This is a genomic window from Arthrobacter sp. StoSoilB5 (genome assembly GCF_019977235.1).
In the GTDB taxonomy this organism is placed as follows: Bacteria; Actinomycetota; Actinomycetes; order Actinomycetales; family Micrococcaceae; genus Arthrobacter.
This window is the reverse complement of record NZ_AP024646.1, coordinates 807,735-833,362: the sequence shown is the minus strand read 5'-3', so window position 1 is coordinate 833,362 and position 25,628 is coordinate 807,735. Positions and strand designations below refer to the sequence as shown.

The following is a 25,628-nucleotide window of genomic DNA, read 5'->3' as shown; positions in this document are numbered from 1 at the left end:
AAAGGTCAGGGGCTGCAGGCCGGAGTTGGGTCAGGCGCCGACGGCCGGACCGACGGCGAGGTAGGCAGCGCCCAAGCCGATGACGATTGAGAATCCCAGTCCCCATTCGCGCAGCCAGCTCTTGCCGAGCTTCTTGGCCAGCAGCAGGCAAATACCCATGACCGCCGCCGAGACGACGAAGGACAGGACGTGGACCCCGGATTTCGGCAGCTCGGTGAGTCCCAGGCAGGAGAACGCGCCGATCAGGGCGGCTGCCGGGACGATCGCCATGGCCGCCGGGTTCACGGATCGGATCTTGGCGTCGCCCTTGCGGAGCAGCGGGGTCAAGATCAGGGTGGCAAGCATCCACATCGCGCCGCCGATGCTCATGGCGAAGAACGCGACCGCGAAGACGCTCTGCGTATAGCTGGCATCGCCGAGTTTTGCTCCCATTGAACCTGCGGCGATGCCGGCTGCGGATACGTCGTAGGCGGCCGAGCCGATCAGGCCAATCCTGGACAGGACAGCCGGCGCACCAAAGAGTCCCAACAGGGCAATGGCTACGAGTGAAACGGCGAGTGAAGGTCCGATCGCCGAAACGGCTCCGGAGCGTAATGACGTCTTGATGTCCTGTGCGCTCATGTCCACTGAGGGAGCTGCACGGCGGGCCGCCTTCATAAAAATGAGGGACTGGATGATGATGACGCCGAAGACGCCGGCAACGCAGATCCACAGGACTGGGTTGTTCGCGATGGACAGGATGTCGGTTGAGCCGTTCGCGGCGAACGGTTGGAGTGCGAGGGATTGAAGTGCCAGGGGTTGATACATGGGGAACCTCCGGTTGGTGCCCGGCGCCAGTCCGCGGTCGACGTCCTTGTCCGGTACGTACTGCGCTAAGGGCAAATCCTTCCCCAACGACCAGATCGGCCAGTGGGTTAGCAACACCTTCCACTATGAGCCGGATCACACGCAATAGCTGACGGAATCAGCCACTGGATTGGCCGAAATAGTCAAACCGGACTCCTTACAAGCACAGACTTCCGCGGCCTGATGTGACGGGGCACACTTTCAGGCAGAGAACACCCAGCAAAGGAGCACCATGCCTGACACCATTGGCGAGCTGTCCGCCGTCGAACTCACCGCGGCCATCCGGGAGAAGAAGGTCTCGGCACGCGAGGCCCTGGCCGCGCATCTGGAGCGGATCGCCCAGGTAAACCCAATCATCAACGCCGTGGTCACCCTCGACCCGGAAGGTGCGCAGGACCTGGCGCACCGCGCCGACCAGCTCACCGCATCCGGTGCGGAACTCCCGCCCCTCCACGGCCTGCCCATGACGCACAAGGACACCAACAACACCGCCGGGATGCGCACCACCCAGGGGTCGCTTGCGTTGCGCGACTTCATTCCCGACGCCGACGACCTGATCGTTGCACGCTTGAAAGCGGCCGGGGTGGTCAGCACCGGAAAATCCAATGTTCCCGAGTTCGGAGCGGGTTCACACACCTTCAACGAGCTCTTCGGCACCACCACCAACCCCTACGCGCCCACCCTGAGCGCGGGCGGGAGCAGCGGTGGGGTTGCCGCCGTCGTCGCGTCCCGCGTCCAGAGCATCGGCGACGGCAGCGACATGGGCGGCTCGCTTCGCATCCCGGCCTCCTTCTGCAATGTGGTCGGCTTCCGGCCGTCGACGGCGGTCATCCCCATGCCATCCGACGTCAACGCCTATGCGTGGCTGGGGCGGACCGGGCCCATGGCCAGGAGCGTTGAGGACATCGCCTTGTTCATGTCCGTCACAGCCGGCAAAGACCCTCGCGTTCCACATCCGGCAGGTCTTGATCCGCAGGTATTCCGGGCCGGACTGGAGACCGACATGCGCGGGGTGCGCATTGGCTGGTCACGGGACTTCGGCATTGGGGTACCCGTGGAGCCCGAGATCCTGGAGCACCTAGAGCGGCAGCTGGCAGTCTTCGAGAGCCTTGGAGCGGTGGTGGAAGAGGCCGCGCCGGATTTCAGCGAGGCGGACTTGGTCTTCGGCAACACGCGGGCCATGGACTTCGCCGCCGGCCTCGGGCCGATCCTGGAACGCGCCGGGGACCTCATCAAGCCCGAAGTTCATTGGAATGTGAACAAGGGCCTGGGTTTGACCGCCCGGGATCTCATCGAGACCGCGGCGGCCCGGACCCGGCTTGAAAAGAGCGTGCAGGAGTTCTTCGGGCGCTACGACCTCTTCGCCAGCCCCTGCGCCCAAGTCCTGCCTTTCGACGCAACGCTGCGGTACCCCTTGGACGTAGCCGGCACGGCCTCCGAAACCTACTTGGACTGGATGCGCTCCGCTTGCCTATTGTCCGCCACGGGGTTGCCCGTGCTCAGCATGCCCGCCGGATTCAGCTCCGCCGGCCTGCCCATCGGCCTCCAGCTCGCCAGCAACCACTACACGGACATGCAGCTTCTCCGGTGGGGCCGCGCCTTCGAGCAGCAGACCGGATACGCCGCCGTCGCTCCAGTCATTGCGGCCGGGGCCGACACACCAGCGGGCGAAGCAACGCTTACGACGACGGCCGCATGAGCCGTCCGCCGCGCTTCCGGGCGTCGAGCAGGATGGAGACGTCGACGCCTGCAGCGTACTGCGCCCAATCCGAGCCCGTGATGAAGCGGTAGAGGGAGGACATGTCGCCCACGGTCACATCCGCAACGAGCTGGTAGTCGCCTGCGATCGCGGCTGCGTAGCGAACCACCGGAAGCTCCGCCAGGCCTTTGCCGAGCTGCTCAACGTGTTGCGGCGAAGCGCGGATCCAGAGCAACGCCTCTACGGCCAGTCCAAAGGACGCGGGTTCAACGACCGCTCGGAGTTGGACCTGGTTGTTGGCCAGGAGCCATTCGCTGCGGCGCCTGGCAGTAGCCTCGGAGACGCCGACCCGCCGCCCGAGTGCCTCGAAACTCATTCGGCCATCCGCACACAACGCGTCCACCAGTTCAGTGTCCTGGCGGTTCAGTTCCCGCCGGGGCTCCAGGATGCCTGAGTCGGACGTCAAACTCGAGCGAAGCGCTTCAGCCCTGTCCGCGGTCAGGATCTCGGGCCGCCAGCCCCGGATGGTCCGGAAGTAGCGCAATACGGGGTAGCTGGTGGAGTCGCGCAGCCCGATGGTTGAGGGCAACTCATCGGAGAGGACATCGCCCATGTGGTTTGGTTCGGTGAGGATTTCGGCAACGCAATCGCCGGTGCCCGTGGTGGTGTAGACGAACGTGGTGTCGGTGCGCTGCGCGAGTGCTTGTGCAGCGGCACGCACTGTTCCCGGAGTGCAGCGCATCTCCACGAGGACTGCAGTCGGCCTGGGGCGTATCCCCACCACGGCGACGGCCCCGGATTCCAAGAGCTGGGATCCCCGGCGGGCCACTGTCCGCTCAGCTTCACCGAGCACAGCGGCCATCTTGCGCCAAGGACAGCGCGGATCCAGTTGGAGGGCAGCGACAATCTGCCGTTCCAATGCGTCAAGCACCACCATGCGAACTCCGTCCGTTGCGTCGCTCAATTTCACCACGGACTTCGGGGTGCTGCGCCCCGGTGACGAGTACCGCCGTCGTGCGTTAACTGCAGGTGCCCGGCCCCAACTGGGGGGACAGACAACGTCGCTCTGAGCCGTCAGAAGTCCGTTATCTGTCCCCGGGTTGGGCCGGGCACCGGGCCGGGCTTCGGGTTTAGGCGAAGTCGGATACCGCCGGGTCCGGACCGATACGGCCTTCGGCGCCGCGGTCGAGGGCGTTGATGGCCTCGATGTCGGCCGCGTCCAGCGTGACGTTCAGCGCCGCGAAGTTCTCCTGGATGCGGGACTCGGTCACGGACTTGGGGATCACGACGTTGCCGATAGCAAGGTGCCAGGCAATGACAACCTGCGCTGGGGTGGCACCATGCTTGGCGGCAATCTCGGCCACCGTGGTGTTCTCAAGCAGCTCCCCGCCCTGTCCCAGCGGGGACCAGGCCTGGGTCAGAATGCCCTTGGACGCGTTGAACTCGCGCAAGTCAGCCTGGTTGAAGAACGGGTGCAGCTCCACCTGGTTGATGGCCGGGACAACGCCGGTCTCATCGATGATGCGCTGCAGGCCTTCCTTGGTGAAGTTTGAAACACCGATCGACTTGACCCGGCCGCGTTTCTTCAGCTCGATCAGGGCCTTCCAGGTGTCCACGAACTTGTCCTGCTGGGGCTGCTGCCAGTGGATCAGGTAGAGGTCCAAGGTCTCCAGGCCGAGTCGGTCCATGGAAGCCTCGAAAGCTTCAAGCGTGGTTTCATAGCCTTGGTCGGCGTTCCACAGCTTGGTGGTGATGAAGATTTCTTCGGCAGAAAGGCCCGAGGAAGCAATTGCGCGGCCTACGCCGGACTCATTCCCGTAAATCTTTGCGGTGTCGATGTGGCGGAATCCGGCTTCGAACGCCTGGCGCACAACTTTTTCGGCTACATCGTCTTCAACTTGCCACACCCCGTAGCCGAGCTGGGGAATGGTGTTGCCGTCGTTAAAAGTAAGTGTTGGTGACGAAGTCATGAGTGCCATCCTGCCAGCACTGAGTTGCCTGAGGCACCAAATATTACAGAGATCAGCTATCCGCTTAACTTCTTGCAATGTGGAAATAGAGGCGCGCGCCTGTAGTTGCACACGCTTCCCATGTTGGATGCGCTAGTCCCGCAGCTGACGTTCGGCGTCGGCAACCTGCTCGAAAACCGATTCCGCCCGACGCCGAACGGACAATGCGCCCACGGGGACGGGGCCCACCGCCAGCCGCAGCATGGCCGCTGCCTCAGCTGTGGTGGCCAATGAGTTACCAGCTTTGGAAAGGGCGCGGTGGACACCGGCGAGTGAACCAGGAACGTCCAGGCCGTCGCTTGGCGCGCGCCTTTGGGCTTCAACGCAGATGATCCTCACACGTGGCGACAACTCGGCCAGTTCGTTCGCGATCTCTACAAGTTCGTTGTAAAGCTGCTCGTCGTCGACGCCCTCAAGAACCTGGTGGTACCGGTCCAACCCGCGGTGAAAGCGATCATGGGCGCGCCGCCAGAGCCCCTTGCCGAGTTCAAGATCGTCCTTCCGTCCTTGCCGGACGGCCCCAAAGAAACCCACGGTCAAGCTCAGAGGTACTGGCCGGGGCCGTGATCCGGCTCTTCGGGCCGGCCTTGGGCGGCCGCGCCGGGGGCACCCGGTGCGGTTGCCCTCTGGGGTTGACCGTTTTCGCCGATGATAACGCCGGGCGCAATGACAGTTCCCGGCGGAAGCTGACGGAGTTGCATCTGCGCCTTTGCGGCCTGCTGTGCCGCAATCGCAGCCTGGATGCCGTGGAAAAGCCCCTCCAACCAGCCGACAAGCTGGGCCTGGGCGATACGAAGTTCTGCGTCCGTCGGCGCCTTCTTATCCGGAAAGGGAAGGCTGATGCGTTCCAGCTCTTCGATGAGCTCCGGAGCAAGTCCGTCCTCAAGTTCCTTGATGGAGCGCTCGTGAATCTCTGCCAGCCGGCCCCTGGCAGCATCGTCCAGCGGGGCACTTTTCACCTCTTCAAGGAGCTGGCGGATCATGGTGCCGATCCTCATCACCTTGGCTGGCTCGTCAACAAGTTCCTGTACGCTGGCGCCCCTGGGCTTGGAATCCTTGGCAGGCACCCCTTCGCCGGGCTGCGGTTCGCTGGGCGCGACTGTGTCCTCGTCCAGGGTGGTTCCTTCCACGGGGGTGTCGTCCGAAGCCTCATCCGTGGGCTGAATGTCGTTCAGATCGCTCATCCGTTCATACTCTCATGTGGGCTACGGGAACCAATGTCCAGAACCGGAATTTGGACTTCGTTCGTAGCGAAACTGCACGTCAGCAGCAGCGGCCCTGTGGATTGCTGTCCTGCCGGTCCATCCGGTCCCGCCAGAACTCACGTTCTGTCATGGCGGGACCAGAGTGGCCCGTGGACGTGAAGTGCTCAAGGTACTTCCGGTAAGCGTCTGCGCCCATGAGCGAGCCCATGTACGCGGCGAAACCTCGGAAACCCCTCACGACGGCATGCATTAGTGATGCCCTGCCCTTTGTGTCCTTTGCCCGGCCGGCAAGGCATTCCACTCGGCGAGCAACTCCTTCTCGGCAGGCGTCGGGAAGAGTCCGGCAGGGGCAAACACCTTGGATGGCACAGCCGGGTCTTCGTGGTCCTTCCCGCCACCAGCACGGAAGGCCCTGACGGTTGCCACTACGGCCGTGATGATCACAACGATGCTCAATGCGACAAAGATGACCGAAAGCACGCCTTGAATCGCCGTATTGCGGACCACCGCTTCCATGGCTGCGGCCGTCTTGGCAGTCCCGAACTCCGTTTTGCCATCTGCCAGGGCTTTAGCAAATGCCTGGTTGTTGGCAAAGTAGCCCACTGCTGGAACCGGAGAGAAGATCTTGTGAAAGCTGGCCGTGATGGTGACGACGGCGGCGAAGGCCAGGGGGACTGCCACTATCCACAAATAACGGAAGGCCCCGCGCTTGGCCGCGATGGCCATGCACACCGCCAAGGCAATGGCTGCCAGGAGCTGGTTCGCGATGCCGAACAGAGGGAAGAACGTATTGATACCGCCAAGGGGATCCGTGACGCCCAGCAAAAGTACCGCGCCCCAGGCTCCCACCATGATGGCCGTGCACAGCCAAGCGCCCGGGCGCCATGCGGCGTCCTTGAACCTGGGGGCGAAGTTGCCGATGGAGTCCTGAAGCATGAAGCGGGCAACGCGGGTTCCTGCGTCCACTGCCGTGAGGATGAAGAGTGCCTCGAACATGATGGCGAAGTGGTACCAGAAGGCCATCATTGCGGGCCCTCCAATGAACTGCTGCATGATGTGGGCGAGGCCTACCGCCAACGTGGGGGCTCCACCCGAGCGCGAGATGATGCTCTCTTCCCCCACGTCCTTGGCAGTCTGCGCCAAAAGGTCCGGAGTGATATTGACATTGGCCAAGCCAAGGCTGTTTACCCACTGCGCGGCCGATTCAACGGTGCCACCGGTAAGTGCCAGAGGTGCGTTCATGGCGAAGTAGATGCCGCGATCAATCGAGATGGCAGCCACCAGCGCCATGATTGCCACGAAGGATTCCATCAACATCCCGCCGTAGCCGATGAACCGCGTCTGGCGTTCCTTCTCGATCAGTTTGGGCGTGGTCCCGGACGAGATGAGCGCATGGAAGCCGGACAACGCCCCACACGCGATGGTGACGAAGAGGAACGGGAAGAGCGATCCTGAGAAGACGGGGCCGTTCTCACGGCCCGCGAACTCACTGAACGCCGGAACGCTGATTTCCGGGCGGACCACGATGATGGCGACGGCGAGCATCACGATTACGCCGATCTTCATGAATGTGGACAGGTAATCGCGCGGCGCAAGGAGCAACCACACGGGCAGGATGGCCGCGATGAAACCGTAGACGATGATGCCCCAGGCGATGGTGACCTTGTCCAGATGGAACAGGGCCGCGCCCCATTCCGTGCCGGCTACGGCCCCGCCACCAATGATCGCTGCCATCAACAAAATGAAGCCGATAATGGACACTTCCATGACCTTGCCAGGACGAAGGTAGCGGAGGTAGACGCCCATAAAGAGTGCGATGGGAATCGTCATGCCCACCGAGAACACGCCCCATGGGCTTTCGCCCAGGGCGTTGACCACCACGAGGGCAAGAATGGCCACGATGATGATCATGATGAGCAGCGTTGCCACGAGCGCCGCTGTGCCGCCAATGACGCCGAGTTCCTCACGAGCCATCTGGCCCAGTGAGCGGCCACCACGGCGCATGGAAAAGAACATGACCAAGTAATCCTGCACAGCACCGGCAAGAACGACGCCGATGATGATCCAGATAGTGCCGGGGAGATAGCCCATCTGGGCTGCAATGATCGGGCCAACCAAGGGTCCAGCACCTGCAATGGCGGCGAAGTGGTGGCCGAACAGGACGTTGCGGTCAGTGCGAACGTAGTCCTTGCCGTCAGCCTTGTATTCGGCCGGAGTGGCGCGGCGGTCATTGGGCTTAAGGAGATACCGCTCAATGACCTTCGAATAGAAGCGGTAGCCGATCAGGTACGTACAGACCGCCGCGAAAACAAACCAGATAGCGTTGACGGTCTCGCCGCGGACCAATGCCAGCATGAACCAGGCCACGGCCCCCAGCAGGGAAATCGCCACCCAGATTCCGATCCTCGCCGGAGTCCACCTGCGGTCCTCAGCTTCCAGCACGGCTTCATCCACGGCCGTTGGGGGCAGCGCAGGATCGAGCCCCTTCACTTCTTCTGTTTGGTCAGCTTCTGTTTGGTCAGCTTCTGTGTGGTCAGGGGTCATGCCCGTGTCTCCTCCTTGAGAACTGCTGCGGTGGTGGCCGCGGGTGCGCTGAACAGTCAGGGCACGCTAACAATGAGGACATGCCGGAGGTGGTGGCGACACCTGAACCCCAGCGAGCTTGCGGTGAACGGTAGTTCCCCTGCGGTGGGCGTACTAATTCAGCCCTCTGTTGCCCTGCGACTGGATCATCCGTGCCTCGCAAAGATCCAGCCAGCGCACTTCCGCCTCGGCTTGAAAGATCAGGGAATCGAGCACCAAGAGCCATGCGGTATCAGAGGACCGCTGGTTGGCTGAGACAGCTTTCCGTGCTTGCGTATGTTCGTGCAGGGCCCGAACCGAAACCTCGCGCTGGGACTGGATCACCGCCGAGGCGTCCACCCCGGGCAGCGTCACGGCCAGCGCAAGCTTGATGGCAATCTCATTCCGCGGCGGGTTGTCGCGGTCCACCGCCCCTTCAAACCAGGCCGCAACTTCGGCAACCCCGGCGTCGGTGATGCTGTAAACGACGTGGCCGCCGCCGTCGTCGCCGTCTTTGCTGACAAGGCCGTCCCGCTCAAGCCGGTCCAGGGTTGTGTACACCTGACCGATATTCAGCGGCCAGGCAGCACCCGTACGGTCCTCGAATTCCACGCGCAGCTCATAGCCATACCGTGGCTGGTCCTGAAGCAGGGCCAGCAGGCTGTGCCGGATGGACATGAGGCTCCTTGCTTCTTGGGAATTGGCTGCTTGTACGGACGTCCTGCGTGGAACGGGCTGTGGCGACGGGTCAGAGGAGCAACAGGACCTTGCCTACGTGCTCGCCGGAATCAAAGTATTCGTGTGCCTCGCGGACACGGTCCAGAGGAAATGATTTCGCAACCAGGGGCTTGATGCGGCCATCGGCGAGCATCGGCCAGACGACTTCCCGTACGGCGGACATGATGATTCCCTTTTCGGCCACCGGGCGCGGCCGGAGGGCTGTGCCGATGACGGCGGCCCGCTTGCTCAGGAGCTGGCCCAGATTTATCTCCGCTTTCGTCCCGCCCTGCAGGCCGATGACAATAAGCCGGCCGTAGTCGGCGAGCGCTTCGATGTTCTGTTGCAGGTACTTGGCGCCGACGACGTCGAGGATCACGTCTGCGCCTTTGCCGCCGTTTTGTGCCTTGAGGCTTTCAGGGAAGTCTTCCTCGGTGTAGTTAATGGCGATGTCGGCACCGAGGAAGGCCTTGGCGGTGCCGACTTTTTCGTCAGAGCCTGCGGTAGTGGCAACCTTGGCACCGTATGCCTTTGCAAGCTGGATGGCCATGGTGCCGATGCCGCCGGTGGCGCCGTGGATGAGCACGGTCTCCCCCGGTTGGAGCTGGGCAGTCATGATGAGGTTCGAATACACGGTTGCCGCCACCTCGGGCAGTGCTGCAGCGGTGACAAGGTCCACACCTTCGGGAAGTCGAAGTACCTGTTCTGCGGGCACGGCGACCTGCTGGGCATAACCCCCGCCCGACAGCAGCGCTACTACTTTGTCGCCCACCGAGAAGGCTTTGGTGACACCGGGTCCGAAAGCCGCGATCCGGCCGGAGACCTCCAGCCCTGGAATCTCCGAAGCGCCAGGCGGTGGTGGGTAGAAGCCGCGGCGCTGCTGGACGTCCGCGCGGTTCAGGCCCGCGGCCACGACGTCGATCAGTACCTCGCCCTCGCCCGGCACCGGGGCCGGTACGTCGCGCACTTCGAGGACTTCGGGTCCGCCTGGTTCAGAAATATAGACGGCTTTCATGACGAACTCCCGGTTTCTTGCTTGTACATCCAGGCCCGGGGCAGGGACTGGAGAACGTGATGTTTTGGAACAGCCAACTCCCTATGAAACACTACTAGGCAGGGAAGGTTGTCCGAGCGGCCTAAGGAGCTGGTCTTGAAAACCAGTGTGCGGTAACCCCGTACCAAGGGTTCAAATCCCTTACCTTCCGCCAGCAGATGCCCCGGGTTCACGGACCCGGGGCATTTTTGGCTTAAACCGGGGCAACTTTGGCTAAAGACCGGCTTGGCGTTTGGGCCCTAATCCGGATCTGAGAACTGACACCCAGAAGATCATTGAAACTGTCATAGCCCCCGCATAGTGTTCTGCTTGTCCTCACAACCGCTGACAAACAGCCGTAGCTTTCGCTGCGGAGCAAACACAGGAGCCTCATTAATGCCTACGCCTGACATCACCCCCGGCGCACCGTGCTGGATTGATCTGATGACATCCGATACTGAAAAAGCCAAGTCCTTCTACAACGCACTCTTTGGCTGGACATACGAGACGGGCGACCAGGAGAAGTACGGCGGCTACATCACAGCGTCCAAAGACGGACGCATGGTTGCGGGAATCATGCAGAAGCAGCCGGACATGGGTGCCATGCCCGATGTCTGGTCAACGTACCTGCGCACCGACGACATCAAAGCCACCACGGAGGCCGCTGCCGCCCACGGCGGCCAGGTCTATATGGAACCGATGGATGTCCCTGAACAAGGAGTCATGGCAATGTATGGCGACTCGTCAGGAGCCGCAATCGGTGCCTGGCAGTTCGGTGAAATGAAGGGTTTTGAACTGGCCGCAGAGTCCGGCGCCCCGGCGTGGCACGAGCTACTCTCCAAGGACTATGAGTCTGCAGTCACCTTCTACCAAAACGTCTTCGGGTGGGAAACCGCCGTCATGAGCGATACTCCGGAATTCCGGTACACCACCCTTGGCGCTGGTGATAATGCCAAGGCCGGCATCATGGACGCCGGCGGTTTCCTCCCGGAGCAGGTTCCCTCCATGTGGAGCGTGTACTTTGCGGTGGACAACACGGACGCCACAGTGGAACAAGCCTTGGCTCTGGGCGCAACCGTCATGGAAGCGGCAGAAGACACTCCCTTCGGGCGGTTGGCCACACTGTCGGACCCTACGGGTGCCGTTTTCAAGGTGATCCAGAACCTGGACCAGACCAGCTAAACCCTTGAACCGCTCAGCCCGGCCAACGCGGAAGCGGTCCAGCCTGCCAGCTTCACGGGGTCACGGGGTCACGGCCGGAGGGTCCCGCGACGTTGGCGGCAACCTCAAGCTGGCTTCCTTCAATGTGCTGAACTACTTCCCCACCACTGGAGATCAACTCAACGGCTGCGTTTACTACAACGACCGCGACGGCAACCCGATCACCGCCGTCGAATCCGGGACCGTAGTGAAGGCCCTGGTGACGGTCGCCGGGAGCGGCACGAACCCGCCGCAATGCATTCCGCCGGTCAAGCCCGACAAGTGGTACGACATCGTCGGCTGGCTCCGGTATGCCTTTGCCTGGCTGGAATATCAGAAGTGCCTGAGGGGCTAGGCACCCCTTTGCCATGACCGAATGAAGCAGGCCCCTCACGGATGACACGTCGTGAGGGGCCTGCCTTCTGGTTATCAGTTATTTCTTGGCGAGCTCAGGCTCCGCCGTGCGCCTGGAATCCTGCTCCAACTCGGCCTGGAACGCTGCGTAGCGGGCCAGGTGCGCCGGGCGGCGACGCAGGACGAACCAAGCGACACCCAGGATCAGGAACCACACCGGCGTGGCCAGCAGCGCCGCAAAAGTGTCCGGCTGTGTGGTCAAGGTCCAGAGCACGAACGCAAAGAATGCGAAGACCACCCACACCATGGCTATGCCACCGGGCATCTTGAACGCGGAGGCATCGTGCAGGTGCGCCCGACGCTTCCGGAAGGCCAGGTAACTGGCAAGGATGATCGACCATACGAAGACGAAGCAGACCGCGGACACAGTGGTCACCATGTCAAACGCCTTGCCGATGTCCTGGCCGGCATACATGAGGACGACGCCGGACAGCAGGAGAACGCAGGAAAGGAACAGTGCGTTGCGGGGTACTTTGCGTCCGGACAATGCCCCGAAAACGGCGGGTGCGTCGCCTTCCTGGGCCAGCCCGTAGACCATGCGGGACGTGGAATAGATACCCGAGTTGGCCGAAGACATAGCGGAGCTCAGAACCACGAGGTTGACGATGGTCGCCGCGGCTCCCAGGCCAGCCAGGGAGAACATGGCAATGAACGGGCTGTGGCCGGCGGCGAACTGGGTCCACGGAGTGACGGACATCAGGATGATGAGCGCGCCAACGTAGAACAGCAGCACGCGGATCGGAATCGAGTTGATGGCCTTGGGCAGGTTCTTCTCCGGGTCCTTGGCCTCGGCGGCCGTGGTGCCTACCAGTTCAATGCCCACGAACGCGAACACGGCGATCTGGAAACCGGCAACGAAGCCCATGAATTCGTTCGGGAAGAAGCCACCGTGGCTCCACAGGTTGGTGAAACTGGCCGGTCCGGCGTCGTACTGGAAGCCGCTGAAAATCATGAACAGGCCGACGATGATGAGGGCTGCGATGGCGACGATCTTGATGAGGGCGAACCAGAACTCGGTCTCGCCGAACGCCTTCACCGTAGCCAGGTTAAGGAGCAGCAGGATGCCGATGGTGATCAATCCGGGTACCCAGAGCGGAAGGGAAGGCCAGAGCTCCTTGGAGTACCCGGCGATCGCGATCACATCCGCGATGCCCGTAATGACCCAACAGAACCAGTAGGTCCAGCCGGTGAAGAACCCGGCCCAAGGACCCAGCAGGTCCGCTGCGAAGTCGCTGAAGGATTTGTAATTCAGGTTGCTCAGGAGCAACTCGCCCATGGCCCGCATGACGAAGAACAGCATGAAGCCGATGATCATGTACACGAAAATCACGGAGGGACCGGCAGCAGAAATCGTCTTTCCAGAGCCCATGAACAGGCCGGTGCCAATCGCACCGCCGATGGCGATCAGCTGGATGTGGCGGTTACTGAGTTGGCGTTCGAGATGTGGCGAGTCTGCTGGACCGGAGGCGGCGGATGATGGGCGCTGAATCGTCAAGAGGAACTCCATTGTTCAGGCGGCACAGGGTGCCACGATGATTCGGGTTCCTCCCCGCTCTGTAGGTGGACCTGAGAGTTTCCGCAGGGATGGCCTGCTTGCACCTTCGGTGAGCCCGGATGACGGACTGCTTTCCAGAGTTGCCTCGCCGCGGCGGTACATGGGCCTGAGAGATTCCTGGGGAGGGTTTGCTCCTACGGCGCCTGACGGGATGTACCGGCAGGACTCTCCCGCCGCAGATCAAAAGCGCGCACCACCTTGCCGGTGATGCAGCTCACACACTAGCGAAGCGTTGGACTCATCGCAACCGAAGGCAACTAGCTGCCCAGAATACTTCGAGCGATTTCGTCGGCATCCCGCAGGGTTCGCTGGCCGCTGGCATACGCCTTCCCCGTCGCAGGACGCGCCTCTGCAGCAATGGCTGTTCCCCACTGGGTCGCCGATAGTTGGAGGCCCAAAACATACATGCCTTCAGTCACCGAGCCGTTGGAAGCTACAGGTCTGTACGGGTGCGGTTCCACATCCAAGCCCGTTGTTTGTACCGGCGTGCCCTCGGCACTCATCATGATTTTGGTCCGCACAAGGCCGTCGGCCATGAGCTGCTCCAGTAGCGGGGAAATATTAATGCCCACCCGGTTGGCCGGCGACATCGCTTCAATCAAAGTAGGTGCCTCGGCGGGCCCGTCGTGGACCCAGGGCGAAACCGCACGGAAAACCTTAGCGCTTCTATCCACGCTGAACTTCGGGTCGGGGCCAACGAAACCAACGACGCCGGCACGCGCCAAAGCTGCCAACTGCTCCGAACGCAGTGCCGGGGCTCCGCTTGCAAGGCGCTCAACGAACGATTCGAACCATCCACGCAGTTCAGCCACCCACGATTCGTCCGTGATTCCCCCGTCTGCCACAACGGACTTGAGGATCGCCCTGCCCGTGTGGAGGGCGCCGATGGCCATTTTCACGGGATCCGCCTCGCCCAGGGCTGAGCGTCGTGCGTCGTCGTCAAGGTAGGCGGTTACTGCCAGATCCAGCTCCTTGCGGGACGCGAAAGTGCGCCCGGCCAACGGCGCAGCGAGTCCGCGGACATTCAGTCGACGGGAGGCAACCACGTGCTTGTCCACCAAGGCGGCAACGTCGCTTTCCCAGTTGGCGGTGGTGTGCGCGTGGGGCTGCAACGCATCCTCAAGGTCCGCGAGGAACTGCGCCGCATCGCGGATGGCGGCAGGCTGCGACCTGGCAAGGGTGGAGTAATAGGCCCACAAGGCGTCGCGGTGCAGGAGCGGCCAAAGATCGTGGTCGAATCCGGGCTGGATACCGGCTGCCCTGAACCGGTCCACCGCCGCTTCAGTCAGGTAGCGCATGGTGACGCTGCGGGGGTAATACCCCACCAACCCAGCCTTGGCCCGGTACGGTGTGCCGCGCCGGGACGCTGCGATAATCCGGGGTTCCCTGCCCGACGGCCGGTACTCGAGAACTCCGGCTCCCGGTACGCCCGCTTCAACGAACTTGCCTCCGCGCCCCTCGGTCAGCTGGCCCATGACGTCAAAGAAATTCAGTCCCATGCCACGCACCAGGACAGGCTCGTTGTCCGGCACCCGCTGCCAGTCGACGTCGGCCGGTGGTGCAGGCGGGAAGTAGAGGAGGCCGTGCTCATCGGCGGCCCGTTGGAACGAACGCTGCTCCGGATTCAAACGTGACTCGATGTGTCCCAACGCGAGGACCACCGAGCCGACGGTGAGTGTAGTACCGTCGGCCAGTTCGACGTCGAACGCTTGCCGCATCGTGGCGGTCGAGTTGACCGGAACCGGGCGCGCCGCCACGGCGGACGTCTCATGGAAGGTTACCTCCACGCCGTCGGGCATCCGCTTCAGCAGTTCCGCCAAAGTCTGCCGCAGGTACCGTCCGTAGAGCGCCCGGCTGGGAAAATCGTGGGACTCGAGTGTAGCCAACTCCGCCTTTTCGGCGTCGTTCAGGCCCTGCCCATCACGACGCCGGGCCGCGCGCCACTGGTCGAAGGAACCGCCTGCCAGGGGCGGAGCGAGCTTGGGGTCTTCAGGAATGAGAGTGGGATAGAAGGCCTGGGTGTTCATCAAGTACAGCCTGGACTGCTCCGGCTGCCACACATGGCCGGATGCTGCGGGGAAAGGATCCACAACGTGGATGTGCAGTGGGCGCTGCCCAGTATCGCTCTGGTTCGCCCGGTTCGTGGCCCCCGCAACCCAATTCGCGAGCAACCGCTCAAGGACACTTGTGCCCCGGGGGCCGGCCCCAATCAGGGCAACACGGTTGATTTGCGATTTAGCCACGCTCAAGCCTAACTTCCTGTGACTTGCTTCCCGTTGAAAAGTGTTGCTTGGATGGGGCGATGACCACCACAGAAGCTGATCAGACGCCCCTCCCTGACAACGACACTGATCTGGGGACCAAGTCCGGGCCTCGCCACGCTGCGGCAATCGCGCCCGAACCCACGGATGAGAACGTGTGGTTGGAGGACATTCACGGCGAAGAACAGCTTGCCTGGGTCCGCGAACAGAACGCGCGAACCGAAGATTTGCTGGAGGACGCAGACTACGCAGCGGTTGAAGCCGGCATCCTGGAGGTCCTGGATTCAACTGACCGGATCGCCATGGTGAACAAACGCGGCGATTTCTACTACAACTTCTGGAAGGACCAGGAGCACCCCAAGGGCCTTTGGCGCCGTACTACCTGGGAAAGTTACGTTTCCGAGGCTCCCGAATGGGACGTGCTGCTGGACATCGATGCCCTGGCCGCCGCAGAAGGCGTCGAGTGGGTGTTCCATGGGGCTGGGTTCCTCCGTCCGTTGGACGGCGACGAGTACCGCTTGGCCATGGTTTCGCTATCCCCCGACGGCGGCGACGCCAACCGCCACCGCGAGTTCGACGTCGAATCCCGCACCTTTGTTGACCCTGCCGCTGGCGGATTCGATGTGCCCACGGCAAAAGGCAACGTGAGTTGGCTGGACGCGGACACGCTGCTGGTGTCCAGTACGGCAGAGGGGTTGCCTGCAACTACCTCGTCGTACGCCCGAACCGGCGTGAAGCTGCGTCGCGGCCAGTCCCTTGCCCAGGCCGAGCGGATCTTCGACATCCCTGAAGACCACATGCTGGCCATGGTGGCACATGACTCGACCCCGGGCTTCGAACGGACCTTCGCCGTCGACTACATCGACTTCTATAACCGCACTACGTGGCTGTTGCGCGAGGACTCATGGGTTGCCATCGATGTTCCCACCGATGTGAACATCAGCGCGCACCGCGAATGGTTGATGTTCCGCCCGCAGAAGGACTGGGACGTGTCCGGTGCTACCTACCCCTCCGGTTCCTTGCTGGCCGCTGACTTCGAGGGCTATTTGGCCGGATCGCGGCAGTTCGTGGTGCTGTTTGCCCCTGACCACCACACTTCCCTGCAGTCATGGAGTTGGACCAAGGACTATCTGCTGCTTAACCTGCTGCGCGACGTCTCTTCCGAGATCAGGGTGCTGGACCCTTCCCGCGTGGATTCCGACGGCGGCTGGGTTGCCACCGTCCTGGACGCCTGTCCGCCGCTTCACGACGTCAATGCGTACGCCGTGGACGATGAAGACGATTCCGACTCCGGCGCGGGAAATGACTACTGGTTGATCGCCACCGGCTTCACCACGCCCACTACCCTCACCCGAGGGACCCTCACTGCAGGGCCGGCGGCTTCATCCGTTACCGGACCGGCTGCCGGGGTCACCAGCCAGCACGCCGTGGTGAAGCGATCGCCGTCGTTCTTCAATGACGGCGACTATGAGGTCCAGCAGCATTTCGCTGTCTCGGCGGATGGGACGAAAGTCCCCTACTTCCAGGTGGCATCCAAGGACCTGGTCCTGGACGGACAAAATCCCACTCAGCTTTCCGGCTATGGAGGCTTCGAAGTTTCCCGCACGCCTGCCTACAGCGGCACCATTGGCAGGGCTTGGCTGGAGCGTCGCACTTCCGCCGCTGCCTTGGCAGACGGGTCCGGCTCACACGCACGCGGGGGCGTGTACGTCGTTGCGAACATCCGCGGTGGCGGCGAATACGGACCCTCGTGGCACAGGGCAGCGTTGCAGGAAAAGCGGCACCGGGCCTACGAAGACTTCGCTGCCGTGGCGCAGGATCTGATTTCCCGCGGCGTGACCAGCCGCCGTCGGCTCGGCTGCGTGGGCGGGTCCAACGGCGGCCTGTTGGTGGGCAACATGCTGACCCAGTACCCCGAGCTGTTCGGTGCGGTGTCCTGCGGCGTGCCGTTGCTGGACATGCGCCGCTATACCAAGCTCTCTGCCGGATATTCATGGATCGCGGAGTACGGAGACCCCGATGTGCCTGAGCAGTGGGATTTCATCCGTACGTTCTCGCCCTATCACCTGCTTCACGACGGCGTCGAGTACCCCGAAACGTTCATCTGGACCGCGACCTCGGATGATCGGGTAGGCCCCGTTCAAGCCCGAAAGATGGCAGCCCGGATGCAGGCGATGGGTATCCCGAATGTCTGGTTCCACGAAGCACTCGAAGGCGGGCACGCGGGCGCCTCGGACAACCGACAGGCCGCCGCGCTCCAAGCGAGAAGCAACCACTTTCTCTGGCGCGCGTTGGCCGGGAGCAACTGACGGTCGTTCCTCATCGGCGGCGGTTTTGCACTGGACGGCACGTTCTGCGTATCCTTGGTGGGCTAGCAATAGCAAATGGAGACGTGCCAGAGCGGCCGAATGGGCTTCACTGCTAATGAAGTGTGGGGCACAACTCCACCGGGGGTTCAAATCCCCCCGTCTCCGCGATTTGGTCCCGGTTTTCGAACCGGGACCTTTTGCGTTTAACCCAGCCCTTCCGCCGCGCTGGGCTTAGCTGTGCTTCGCTCCGTGGCTGACTTCGGCGCCAGCATGCCGGTGAAGGGCCAGGCTGTCCACAGTGCTGGCCAGCATCAGCACAGCCATGGCTATGAAGGCCCCCTTATAGGCCGACACCTGGTCCGCCCCAAGCACGTCCGTTGCCTCGAACAGCCTCAGGAACAAAGCACCCACGGCGATCCCTGCCGCAGCCGCCAACTGGACGAGCGTCGCCGAGATCGCGTTGGCCGAGGGCAACTGTTCCGGCCCAATGTCGGCATACTGCACGGAAGCATAGGCGGAGAAGCCTATGGATCGGAAGGCCCCGCTGAACAGCAACAACGCGAAAATAATGGGCTCGGGTGTTTGGGCATCCAGCAACGCACACAAGGCAAACGTCACGGCTGACGCGAACGATGCAAAGACCAGAACCGGTTTGAACCCAAAGCGCCTTATCAGGGGCGTGGTGGCTGGCTTGATCCCGATGTTGCCCACGAAAACCGCAGCCACCATGACTCCGGCTTTCAGGGGATCCCAGCCAAATCCATCCTGGAACATCAAAGGCAGCAGGAACGGGACCGAACTGATGGTCAGCCGGTAAATGAAACCGCCCGTGGATGTCGCCCTGAAAGTCCTGGTGCCGAACACGCTGAGGTTGAACAGCGGAACACTTGCTTTGCTCATCCACCAGACGGCACCTGCCAGAGACATGACCCCCGCGATGACCACCACGACGGCCAGCACATTGGATGCATGTCCACCCAACGTTTCCAGACCCACTACAAGGGACCCCACGCCGACAGTAGTCAGCAGCAGGCCAAACCAGTCAAGGCGGCGTTGGGCATCAAAATGTGTCTGCGGCACCAACCTGAGCGCGGCGATGAAGGCGGCCAGGCCGAGTGGGACGTTGATGATGAAGATCCAGTGCCACGACAGGAAAGTTGTGAGGGCTCCGCCCACCATTGGAGCCAAAACCGGAGCAAGGAGGCCGGGCCACACCAAGTAGGCAGTGGCACGGAGAAGTTCAGATTTGGGGGTGCCCCGCAATACCACCAGCGTGCCCACAGGAACCATCATGGCCCCGCCCATCCCCTGCGCCACCCGGCTGAACGTCAGCATGGTCAAGTCGGTGCTGACTGCGCAGAGGAGGGAAGCAACGGTGAACACAGATATGGCCAGACAGAAGATCCTGCGCGCGCCGAACCGCTCGGCAAGCCAACTGCTCAACGGGATGCCCATTGCAACCGTCACTAAATACGCAGTCATGGTGATGTTGATGTCAGCCGGTGCCGCCCGGAAATCTGATGCGATGCTGGGAATGGCCGTGGTGAGGATGGTCCCGTCGAGAAACTCCATGAAGAATGTTGCCGCCACCAACAAGGCCAATCGCGGGCGCCAACTGGTTTCGTTGGCCGCTTCGACGTCCGTGTTGCTCGGGTTTGTGCTCATGGCTCCGGTCCAGGTTTTCGGCTGGGTGGCCCGCGACAGGCAGCGGGTGTGTTTTGCTCGATCCTATAGAGGCAAACTGGCAGCGTTCACAACATGACGCTTTTCAGCACTTACACGTGACGCCCTACCCCGCTTGAGCCCTACCCCGCTTGAGCCAGGGCGAGCGGTAGCACCGCACCCACGCCGGAAAGTCTGAGAGCCCTCGCAGCGATGGTCAATGTCCACCGGCTGTCGATGAGGTCGTCCACCAAGAGCACTGGCTGCCCGACAATACCTCCGAGCGCCTGCGCGAGCTCCGGGCCAACGGCTAGGCGGTCCCACACTCCTGCGAGCCTGTAAGCGCTGTTGCCGCCACGGGATCCTGTGGGACCTCCATTCTCTGGCTGCAACTGACCCAGGTACGGCATCCGCCCTATGCCCGCGATTCCTTGCGCCAGGGAGTCCACAAGTTGCGGCTTGCTCCTCGAGGGAATGCTGACAACTGCCGCCGGGCGACCCACCCCACTCCAGGCTGCTCCGCCGTCTGCCCCCGACCATTCGCGCAGCACCTGGACGCAGGCCTGCAGCATCGCGGGGTCCACTGCACGATCGGGGGCCCCGGCACCGAAGAGCTCGCGGAGCGCGCCACCCCACCCAAGGTCCGTCAGCCTGGCCAGGACGCGGCCTTCAGCGATGCTTTCATGCGGCTTGATCTTGCCCTTGACCCCCACGCCCAGCCTTTCCATCCCGCTGGGCCACTGAAGCCGCGGCTCCACCGCGATTCCGGCTCGTCGGAGCGTCTGGCCTGCTGCATCGACCGCAGCAGCTGCAATGTCCACCGGGAACCAGCGTCCCGCGCAATTGTCACAACGGCCGCACGGGGCTGCGGACTCGTCATCGAGCACGGAGGTGATGTACTCCATGCGACAACCTGCGGTGTCCTGGTAGATCACCATGGAGTCCTGCTCATCCACCCGGGCCTCCGCGATTCGCGCATAGCGCTCGGCATCGTAGGTCCATGGCCGTCCTGTGGCCCGCCAACCGCCACCTACGCGTTCAACTGCACCGTCAACTGCCAAAACCTTAAGGAGGAGTTCCAGGGGCGTACGGCGAAGGTCCACGCGAGCCTCCAGCGCCACGGTGGACGTGGCCGTGTTGGCCTCACCAAGCACCCTCAGCACGGCGTCGGCTTTTTCGGCTGAAGGCATGGATGCGGTGGCAAAGTATTGCCATATTTCGCGGTCTTCGGAGCCAGGAAGCAACAGGACGTCCGCGTTGGCTGCGCCTCGGCCAGCCCGGCCAACCTGCTGGTAATAGGCAACCGGCGAGGACGGCGCTCCGAGGTGGATGACGAAGCCGAGATCCGGTTTATCGAATCCCATCCCCAACGCGGAGGTGGCCACAAGCGCCTTGACCTGGTTGTCCTTGAGGAGTTGTTCTGCCCGCTCGCGATCGGCCGGATCCGTCCGGCCGGTGTAGGACAACACGTTGTGTCCAGCCTCGGAAAGAAGCCGGGCGGTGTCCTCTGCGGCTGAAACAGTCAGTGTGTAAATGATCCCGCTGCCGGGCAGGTCAGCCAGGTGCGTCAGCAACCAACCCAGGCGATCACGTGAGTCTGCGAGATTGAGAACGCCGAGCCGGAGCGACTCACGGCCAAGTGCGCCCCTGATGGTCAGGACTCCGGCGCCGAGTTGTTCCTCGATATCGTGAACCACGCGTGAGTTTGCAGTAGCCGTGGTGGCCAGGACTGGAACGGATTCAGGCAGCTGCGCAATGAGATCCGCGATTCGCCGGTAATCGGGCCTGAAGTCGTGACCCCAATCCGAAATACAGTGGGCTTCGTCGATGACGAGCAACCCGGTCCTCCGGATCAGCTCGGGCAACTGGTTCTCCCTGAACGAGGGATTGGTGAGGCGCTCGGGCGATACCAGGAGAACGTCAACCTCGTCAGCTGCCAATTGGGCCAGGACAGTGTCCCACTCAAGTGCGTTGGCAGAGTTGATGGCTACTGCACGGACTCCGGCCCGTGCGGCTGCCGCCACTTGGTCCCGCATGAGCGCGAGAAGTGGAGACACGATCAGCGTGGGCCCGGCACCCCTGCGGCGCAGCAACAAGGAAGAGACGAAGTAGACGGCTGATTTTCCCCAACCAGTGCGTTGGACCACCAGCGCACGGCGGCCAGCGTCCACCAAGGCCTCAATGGCCTCGAACTGGCCGTCATGGAAGTCAGCTTCAGGGTGCCCCACAAGCTCGCGAAGACAAGCCAAAGCCTGCTGACGGGTAGGGGATTCCACGGAAACGACGGCATTTAGGGGATTGTTGGCCATGGACCCAGTATTCCAGCAGCCCCTGACAGCCAGAACCCGGTGCCCCGGCTATGTGGATAGCGGCTTTCCATAGGACTGGCTTTCCACATAGCAGGTACCCCGGTTCATGCTCAATTGCGTCGCCACAGTAGGATTGAGCCCGTGACTAGCGAGCAGAACAAGAACTTCGACCTCTCGGCATCCTTCAAGGCGTACGACGTCCGGGGCATCGTGGGGGAATCCATCACGGCCGAAATCGTCGAGGCAGTCGGTGCTGCCTTCATCGACGTCTTGGGCCTTGAGGGTGAAACCGTCCTTGTTGGCGGGGACATGCGCCCGTCCTCGCCGGAATTCAGCCAGGCCTTCGCAAACGGTGCTGCCACCCGGGGCGCCAACGTCCAGTTGCTGGACCTGATCTCCACCGACGAGCTTTACTACGCCTGCGGTGCCCTGAACGCAGCCGGTGCCACGTTCACCGCCAGCCACAACCCGGCCGAGTACAACGGCATCAAAATGGCCAAGGCCGGGGCGCAACCCATTTCCTCCGAGAGCGGCCTGAAGGAAATCCAGGCCCTCGCCGAGCAGTACCTGAACGAACGCAACATCCCCGCCGCAGCGGTGCGCGGGCAGATCGGCGTCCGGGACGTGTTGAAGGACTACTCCGAATACCTGCGCCAGCTGGTGGACCTCTCTGGTTCCCGTCCGTTGAAGATCGTCGTGGATGCCGGCAACGGTATGGCCGGGCTGACCACCCCGGCAGTGCTTGGCAACAAACTCCTCCCAGCATTGCCGTTCGAGATCATCCCGCTTTACTTCGAACTGGACGGCTCGTTCCCGAACCACCCGGCCAACCCGCTGGAACCGGAAAACCTCCGCGACCTCCAAGCCGCCGTCATCAAGCACGGCGCGGACATCGGCCTGGCTTTCGACGGCGACGCCGACCGCTGCTTCGTGATCGACGAAAAGGGCGAGCCCGTCTCCCCTTCGGCGATCACCGGCATGGTCGCACGCCGCGAGATCGCCCGCGCCCGGGCCGCAGGTGAACAGACCCCGGTGATCATCCACAACCTGCTCACGTCCAAGGCCGTTCCCGAGCTCGTGGCCAAGGACGGCGGCCGGGCCGTCCGGACCCGGGTCGGTCATTCCTTCATCAAAGCTGTCATGGCCGAAGAAGGTGCCGTGTTCGGCGGGGAGCACTCCGCCCACTTCTATTTCCGTGATTTCTGGAACGCGGACACCGGCATGCTCGCCGCGATGCACGTCCTGGCAGCACTCGGTGAGCAAGATGGTCCCTTGTCCGAGCTCGGCCGCGAGTACGAGCCCTACGTTTCCTCTGGGGAAATCAACTCCGAGATCGAAGACAAAGCAGGCGCCGTCGAGCGGGTCCGCCTCGATTTCCAGGCCGATGATGTCGAGATAGACCACATGGACGGCAGCACCTTCACCGCCACGGATGGGAGCTGGTGGTTCAACCTGCGCCCCTCCAACACCGAGCCCTTCCTCCGCCTGAACGCCGAAGCCAAGGACCTCCCCACCATGGAAAAAATCCGCGACCGCGTCCTGGCACTCGTCCGGGCATAAGGACAGGCGAACATGAGCGAGCAGCCCATCGATGATGCCGCTTCAACCGGGACTGTCCAAGAGCGTGAACTCCGGGAGATTCTGGGTACGGCCTTGGGAACTGCCCAGGAGCACATACTGCAGAATGGCGGCTTCCTTCCCTTCGGGATCACGCTCTCGCACGAGGGTGAGGTGCGGATTGTCATGGTTTCTCCAGGCGAACCGGACGAGGATGGTCACATTGATGCCGGGACAATGTTGACGGACGTTCATGAATTGCTCCGTCAGGGCCGGAACGATTATCGGGCCGTGGCCATCGCAAGTGATGTCGCACTGCCCGAGCATGGCTCTGACGGCATCCATGGCACCGCCGAGCACCGGGATGGCGGGGTCATGGCAGCAGTAATCCCCTACGCCCAAACAGCCGATGGCTTCGCCTTCGGCTCCCTGGAGCCTGACACCCATGAGCCCTCGCTCTGGGTGGACTAGACCTGACTGCGTAAGCTGATGCCATGAAAATCAACGCGTTCGCAGATGTGAGCCTCCGCGCCGTCATGGTGTTGGCTTCCGCCCCTGAGGGTACGTTGCTGACAACCCAGGCTGTTGCCGACGCTGTAGGGACTCCGTATAACCATGTCAGTAAGGCCATGGTCCGATTGCGTAGCCTTGGATTGATTGATGTGGAACGAGGCCGACTTGGTGGCTCGCGCCTGAACGAAGCTGGGCGCCAAGCAACTGTTGGCCAACTCCTTCGCCACCTGGACAGTCGGCAGGACCCAGCCGAATGCCAGTCTCCCAACCGCGACTGCCCCCTCATCACAGAGTGCGGTCTCCGCCACGCCATGAACCGCGCCCGCGAAGCGTTCTATCGCGAGCTCGACACCGTCGTCATCTCCTCCCTGCCGCATGCCCGGCAAATGAATCCGGTCTTCCAAACGATCGGCCTCCGGCCCGAGTTCAGGACCCCCGCAACCCTGCCCTGACCACCTGCCTATAGGCTGGCACTCCGATTTGCACATCTTTTCTACAAGGAGTAGAAATTGAGGTGTAAATACAGGCATTTCAAATACTTGTATTGTGACGGTCCGATCGACCAAGCCGGGCCCCTACCCCCAGGAGAACCATGCTCTCGGAAAAATCCCGCCCCATCATTGAAGCCACTCTTCCGCTGGTCGGGTCGCGTATTAGTGACATCACCGCCGATTTCTACAAGCGCCTCTTTGCAGCACACCCCGAGTTGCTGGACGGCCTTTTCAGCCGCTCCAACCAGCGTTCTGGCGACCAACAACAGGCACTCGCCGGGAGCATTGCAGCCTTTGCGAGCCATCTTGTGAACAACCCGGGCACACTCCCGGAAAAGGTCCTGGCCCGGATCGCCCACAAGCACGCCTCACTGGGCATTGCTGAAGAGCAGTACGGCGTGGTTTACGAGCACCTCTTCGCAGCAATCGCCGCTGACCTGGCGGACGTCATCACACAGGAAATCGCCGAGGCATGGACGGAGGTTTACTGGCTTATGGCAGACGCCCTGATCAAGCTCGAAAAGGACCTCTATGCTTCCCAGGCGAACAACAAAATGTGGATGCCTTGGCGCGTGGTCGCGAAAATGCCGGCGGGCAAGGACGCTATGACGTTCACCTTGGAACCCGCCGATGATACTCCTGTTACAGCGGCCCTGCCCGGCCAGTACGTCAGCGTCAAGGTCGCGCTCCCGGACGGCCTGCGCCAGGTGCGGCAGTATTCACTGTCAGGCGACGCTGGAACCAGCCGGATCTTCACCACTAAGCTCAACGACGGTGGCGAGGTGTCAACCGCCCTGCATACCGGAGTCGAACCTGGCGATGTCCTGGAAATCTCCAACCCCTATGGCGAGATCACCCTCAAGGACGGCGAAGGACCGGTTGTGCTCGCATCAGCGGGCATCGGATGCACGCCGACGGCGTCGATTCTTCGCTCCCTGGCTGAGGCCGGAACAGATCGCCAGGTTCTTGTCCTTCACGCCGAACGCTCCATGGACAGTTGGGCCCTGAGCGGCCAAATGACTGCAGACGCGGCAAGCATTGACGCGGAGCTGCAGCTCTGGCTGGAGTCCCCGCAGCCCGGCAACAAAGCGCAGGGCACCAACGAAGGCTTCATGTCCCTGCGGGAAGTCGACCTGCCGGCAGATGCTTCGCTCTACTTGTGCGGCCCGCTGCCGTTCATGAAGAAAATCCGCGACGAAGCCATCGACGCCGGTATCCCGGCAACCCGAATCCACTACGAGGTCTTCGGTCCGGACGTCTGGCTGGCGAACTAACGCAAGAAGCCC

The 25,628-nt window shown here is 62.5% G+C and carries 21 protein-coding genes, 2 tRNA genes and 1 riboswitch; of the genes, 10 read left to right on the top strand and 13 right to left on the bottom strand.

Going from position 1 to position 25,628, the window contains the following annotated elements; all coding sequences use genetic code 11:
* Positions 1-30: 30 nt before the first annotated feature.
* On the bottom strand, positions 31-807 hold the full coding sequence (locus tag LDN75_RS03985) for a DUF5058 family protein (RefSeq protein WP_223937475.1): 777 nt from the start codon (positions 805-807) through the stop codon (positions 31-33).
* Positions 808-1,078: 271 nt separating this feature from the next.
* On the opposite strand from LDN75_RS03985, the gene LDN75_RS03980 reads away from it, so the two are divergent.
* Positions 1,079-2,545, top strand: a complete 1,467-nt coding sequence (locus LDN75_RS03980; RefSeq protein ID WP_223935884.1) for an amidase — start codon at positions 1,079-1,081, stop codon at positions 2,543-2,545.
* Here LDN75_RS03980 and LDN75_RS03975 read toward each other — a convergent pair.
* The 8 genes from LDN75_RS03975 to LDN75_RS03940 all read right to left on the bottom strand — a co-directional run bounded on the left by LDN75_RS03975 (position 2,526) and on the right by LDN75_RS03940 (position 10,053).
* Positions 2,526-3,482 (bottom strand): AsnC family transcriptional regulator, encoded by a 957-nt coding sequence (locus tag LDN75_RS03975; RefSeq protein WP_223935883.1) that lies wholly within the window; start codon positions 3,480-3,482, stop codon positions 2,526-2,528. The genes LDN75_RS03980 and LDN75_RS03975 overlap by 20 nt on opposite strands.
* 193 nt (positions 3,483-3,675) lie before the next feature.
* The gene (locus LDN75_RS03970; RefSeq protein ID WP_223935882.1) at positions 3,676-4,515 is read right to left on the bottom strand and encodes an aldo/keto reductase; all 840 of its coding nucleotides are present in this window, start codon (positions 4,513-4,515) and stop codon (positions 3,676-3,678) included.
* Between the two features lie 132 nt (positions 4,516-4,647).
* Complete coding sequence (locus LDN75_RS03965; protein WP_223935881.1) at positions 4,648-5,088, bottom strand: hypothetical protein; 441 nt, start codon at positions 5,086-5,088, stop codon at positions 4,648-4,650.
* 8 nt (positions 5,089-5,096) lie between these two features.
* Positions 5,097-5,738 carry a bacterial proteasome activator family protein gene (locus LDN75_RS03960; RefSeq protein ID WP_223935880.1) on the bottom strand — a complete coding sequence of 214 codons (642 nt, stop codon included), beginning with the start codon at positions 5,736-5,738 and terminating at the stop codon, positions 5,097-5,099.
* A gap of 79 nt (positions 5,739-5,817) precedes the next feature.
* A complete protein-coding gene (locus tag LDN75_RS03955) occupies positions 5,818-6,009 on the bottom strand; it encodes a YbdD/YjiX family protein (protein ID WP_223935879.1) in 192 nt (63 codons plus the stop codon).
* Entirely contained in the window at positions 6,009-8,303 is a 2,295-nt protein-coding gene (locus LDN75_RS03950; protein WP_223935878.1) for a carbon starvation CstA family protein, read from the bottom strand. The genes LDN75_RS03955 and LDN75_RS03950 overlap by 1 nt, the downstream gene beginning before the upstream one ends.
* Before the next feature lie 153 nt (positions 8,304-8,456).
* On the bottom strand, positions 8,457-8,999 hold the full coding sequence (locus LDN75_RS03945) for a PadR family transcriptional regulator (RefSeq protein WP_223935877.1): 543 nt from the start codon (positions 8,997-8,999) through the stop codon (positions 8,457-8,459).
* Between the two features lie 70 nt (positions 9,000-9,069).
* Complete coding sequence (locus tag LDN75_RS03940) at positions 9,070-10,053, bottom strand: NAD(P)H-quinone oxidoreductase (RefSeq protein WP_223935876.1); 984 nt, start codon at positions 10,051-10,053, stop codon at positions 9,070-9,072.
* A 102-nt stretch (positions 10,054-10,155) separates the two neighbouring features.
* Between LDN75_RS03940 and LDN75_RS03935 the strand changes: the two genes are divergently transcribed.
* The 3 genes from LDN75_RS03935 (at position 10,156) to LDN75_RS03925 (ending at position 11,626) form a co-directional block, all read left to right on the top strand.
* A tRNA-Ser gene (locus tag LDN75_RS03935) sits at positions 10,156-10,246 on the top strand.
* A 221-nt stretch (positions 10,247-10,467) separates the two neighbouring features.
* On the top strand, positions 10,468-11,253 hold the full coding sequence (locus LDN75_RS03930) for a VOC family protein (protein WP_223935875.1): 786 nt from the start codon (positions 10,468-10,470) through the stop codon (positions 11,251-11,253).
* Between the two features lie 4 nt (positions 11,254-11,257).
* A complete protein-coding gene (locus LDN75_RS03925) occupies positions 11,258-11,626 on the top strand; it encodes a hypothetical protein (protein ID WP_223937694.1) in 369 nt (122 codons plus the stop codon).
* Positions 11,627-11,704: 78 nt separating this feature from the next.
* On the opposite strand, the gene LDN75_RS03920 is transcribed toward LDN75_RS03925, so the two are convergent.
* Positions 11,705-13,192: an amino acid permease gene (locus LDN75_RS03920; RefSeq protein WP_223935874.1), complete on the bottom strand. Its 1,488-nt coding sequence runs from the start codon at positions 13,190-13,192 to the stop codon at positions 11,705-11,707.
* 132 nt (positions 13,193-13,324) lie between these two features.
* Positions 13,325-13,423, bottom strand: a riboswitch (glycine riboswitch).
* 74 nt (positions 13,424-13,497) lie between these two features.
* Positions 13,498-15,483 carry an FAD/NAD(P)-binding protein gene (locus tag LDN75_RS03915; RefSeq protein WP_223935873.1) on the bottom strand — a complete coding sequence of 662 codons (1,986 nt, stop codon included), beginning with the start codon at positions 15,481-15,483 and terminating at the stop codon, positions 13,498-13,500.
* A gap of 59 nt (positions 15,484-15,542) precedes the next feature.
* Between LDN75_RS03915 and LDN75_RS03910 the strand changes: the two genes are divergently transcribed.
* Together LDN75_RS03910 and LDN75_RS03905 are read left to right on the top strand one after the other, a co-directional pair.
* Positions 15,543-17,810: a prolyl oligopeptidase family serine peptidase gene (locus LDN75_RS03910; protein WP_223935872.1), complete on the top strand. Its 2,268-nt coding sequence runs from the start codon at positions 15,543-15,545 to the stop codon at positions 17,808-17,810.
* A gap of 77 nt (positions 17,811-17,887) precedes the next feature.
* Positions 17,888-17,975 (top strand) — tRNA-Ser (locus LDN75_RS03905).
* A 66-nt stretch (positions 17,976-18,041) separates the two neighbouring features.
* Here LDN75_RS03905 and LDN75_RS03900 read toward each other — a convergent pair.
* Complete coding sequence (locus LDN75_RS03900; protein WP_223935871.1) at positions 18,042-19,475, bottom strand: MFS transporter; 1,434 nt, start codon at positions 19,473-19,475, stop codon at positions 18,042-18,044.
* A 140-nt stretch (positions 19,476-19,615) separates the two neighbouring features.
* A complete protein-coding gene (locus LDN75_RS03895; RefSeq protein ID WP_223935870.1) occupies positions 19,616-21,781 on the bottom strand; it encodes a RecQ family ATP-dependent DNA helicase in 2,166 nt (721 codons plus the stop codon).
* A 141-nt stretch (positions 21,782-21,922) separates the two neighbouring features.
* On the opposite strand from LDN75_RS03895, the gene LDN75_RS03890 reads away from it, so the two are divergent.
* The 4 genes from LDN75_RS03890 (at position 21,923) to LDN75_RS03875 (ending at position 25,616) form a co-directional block, all read left to right on the top strand.
* The gene (locus tag LDN75_RS03890) at positions 21,923-23,341 is read left to right on the top strand and encodes a phosphomannomutase/phosphoglucomutase (RefSeq protein ID WP_223935869.1); all 1,419 of its coding nucleotides are present in this window, start codon (positions 21,923-21,925) and stop codon (positions 23,339-23,341) included.
* A gap of 12 nt (positions 23,342-23,353) precedes the next feature.
* Entirely contained in the window at positions 23,354-23,809 is a 456-nt protein-coding gene (locus tag LDN75_RS03885) for a hypothetical protein (protein WP_223935868.1), read from the top strand.
* A gap of 23 nt (positions 23,810-23,832) precedes the next feature.
* Complete coding sequence (locus LDN75_RS03880; protein WP_223935867.1) at positions 23,833-24,303, top strand: Rrf2 family transcriptional regulator; 471 nt, start codon at positions 23,833-23,835, stop codon at positions 24,301-24,303.
* Between the two features lie 140 nt (positions 24,304-24,443).
* The gene (locus LDN75_RS03875; RefSeq protein WP_223935866.1) at positions 24,444-25,616 is read left to right on the top strand and encodes a globin domain-containing protein; all 1,173 of its coding nucleotides are present in this window, start codon (positions 24,444-24,446) and stop codon (positions 25,614-25,616) included.
* Positions 25,617-25,628: the final 12 nt, after the last annotated feature.

Excerpts from the sequence above, each read along its gene's own strand:
- LDN75_RS03985 (WP_223937475.1), bottom strand. The coding sequence starts at position 807 with ATGTATCAACCCCTGGCACTTCAATCCCTCGCACTCCAACCGTTCGCC.
- LDN75_RS03980 (WP_223935884.1), top strand. The coding sequence starts at position 1,079 with ATGCCTGACACCATTGGCGAGCTGTCCGCCGTCGAACTCACCGCGGCC.
- LDN75_RS03975 (WP_223935883.1), bottom strand. The coding sequence starts at position 3,482 with ATGGTGGTGCTTGACGCATTGGAACGGCAGATTGTCGCTGCCCTCCAA.
- LDN75_RS03970 (WP_223935882.1), bottom strand. The coding sequence starts at position 4,515 with ATGACTTCGTCACCAACACTTACTTTTAACGACGGCAACACCATTCCC.
- LDN75_RS03960 (WP_223935880.1), bottom strand. The coding sequence starts at position 5,738 with ATGAGCGATCTGAACGACATTCAGCCCACGGATGAGGCTTCGGACGAC.
- LDN75_RS03955 (WP_223935879.1), bottom strand. The coding sequence starts at position 6,009 with ATGCATGCCGTCGTGAGGGGTTTCCGAGGTTTCGCCGCGTACATGGGC.
- LDN75_RS03950 (WP_223935878.1), bottom strand. The coding sequence starts at position 8,303 with ATGACCCCTGACCACACAGAAGCTGACCAAACAGAAGCTGACCAAACA.
- LDN75_RS03945 (WP_223935877.1), bottom strand. The coding sequence starts at position 8,999 with ATGTCCATCCGGCACAGCCTGCTGGCCCTGCTTCAGGACCAGCCACGG.
- LDN75_RS03940 (WP_223935876.1), bottom strand. The coding sequence starts at position 10,053 with ATGAAAGCCGTCTATATTTCTGAACCAGGCGGACCCGAAGTCCTCGAA.
- LDN75_RS03930 (WP_223935875.1), top strand. The coding sequence starts at position 10,468 with ATGCCTACGCCTGACATCACCCCCGGCGCACCGTGCTGGATTGATCTG.
- LDN75_RS03920 (WP_223935874.1), bottom strand. The coding sequence starts at position 13,192 with ATGGAGTTCCTCTTGACGATTCAGCGCCCATCATCCGCCGCCTCCGGT.
- LDN75_RS03910 (WP_223935872.1), top strand. The coding sequence starts at position 15,543 with ATGACCACCACAGAAGCTGATCAGACGCCCCTCCCTGACAACGACACT.
- LDN75_RS03900 (WP_223935871.1), bottom strand. The coding sequence starts at position 19,475 with ATGAGCACAAACCCGAGCAACACGGACGTCGAAGCGGCCAACGAAACC.
- LDN75_RS03895 (WP_223935870.1), bottom strand. The coding sequence starts at position 21,781 with ATGGCCAACAATCCCCTAAATGCCGTCGTTTCCGTGGAATCCCCTACC.
- LDN75_RS03885 (WP_223935868.1), top strand. The coding sequence starts at position 23,354 with ATGAGCGAGCAGCCCATCGATGATGCCGCTTCAACCGGGACTGTCCAA.
- LDN75_RS03880 (WP_223935867.1), top strand. The coding sequence starts at position 23,833 with ATGAAAATCAACGCGTTCGCAGATGTGAGCCTCCGCGCCGTCATGGTG.
- LDN75_RS03875 (WP_223935866.1), top strand. The coding sequence starts at position 24,444 with ATGCTCTCGGAAAAATCCCGCCCCATCATTGAAGCCACTCTTCCGCTG.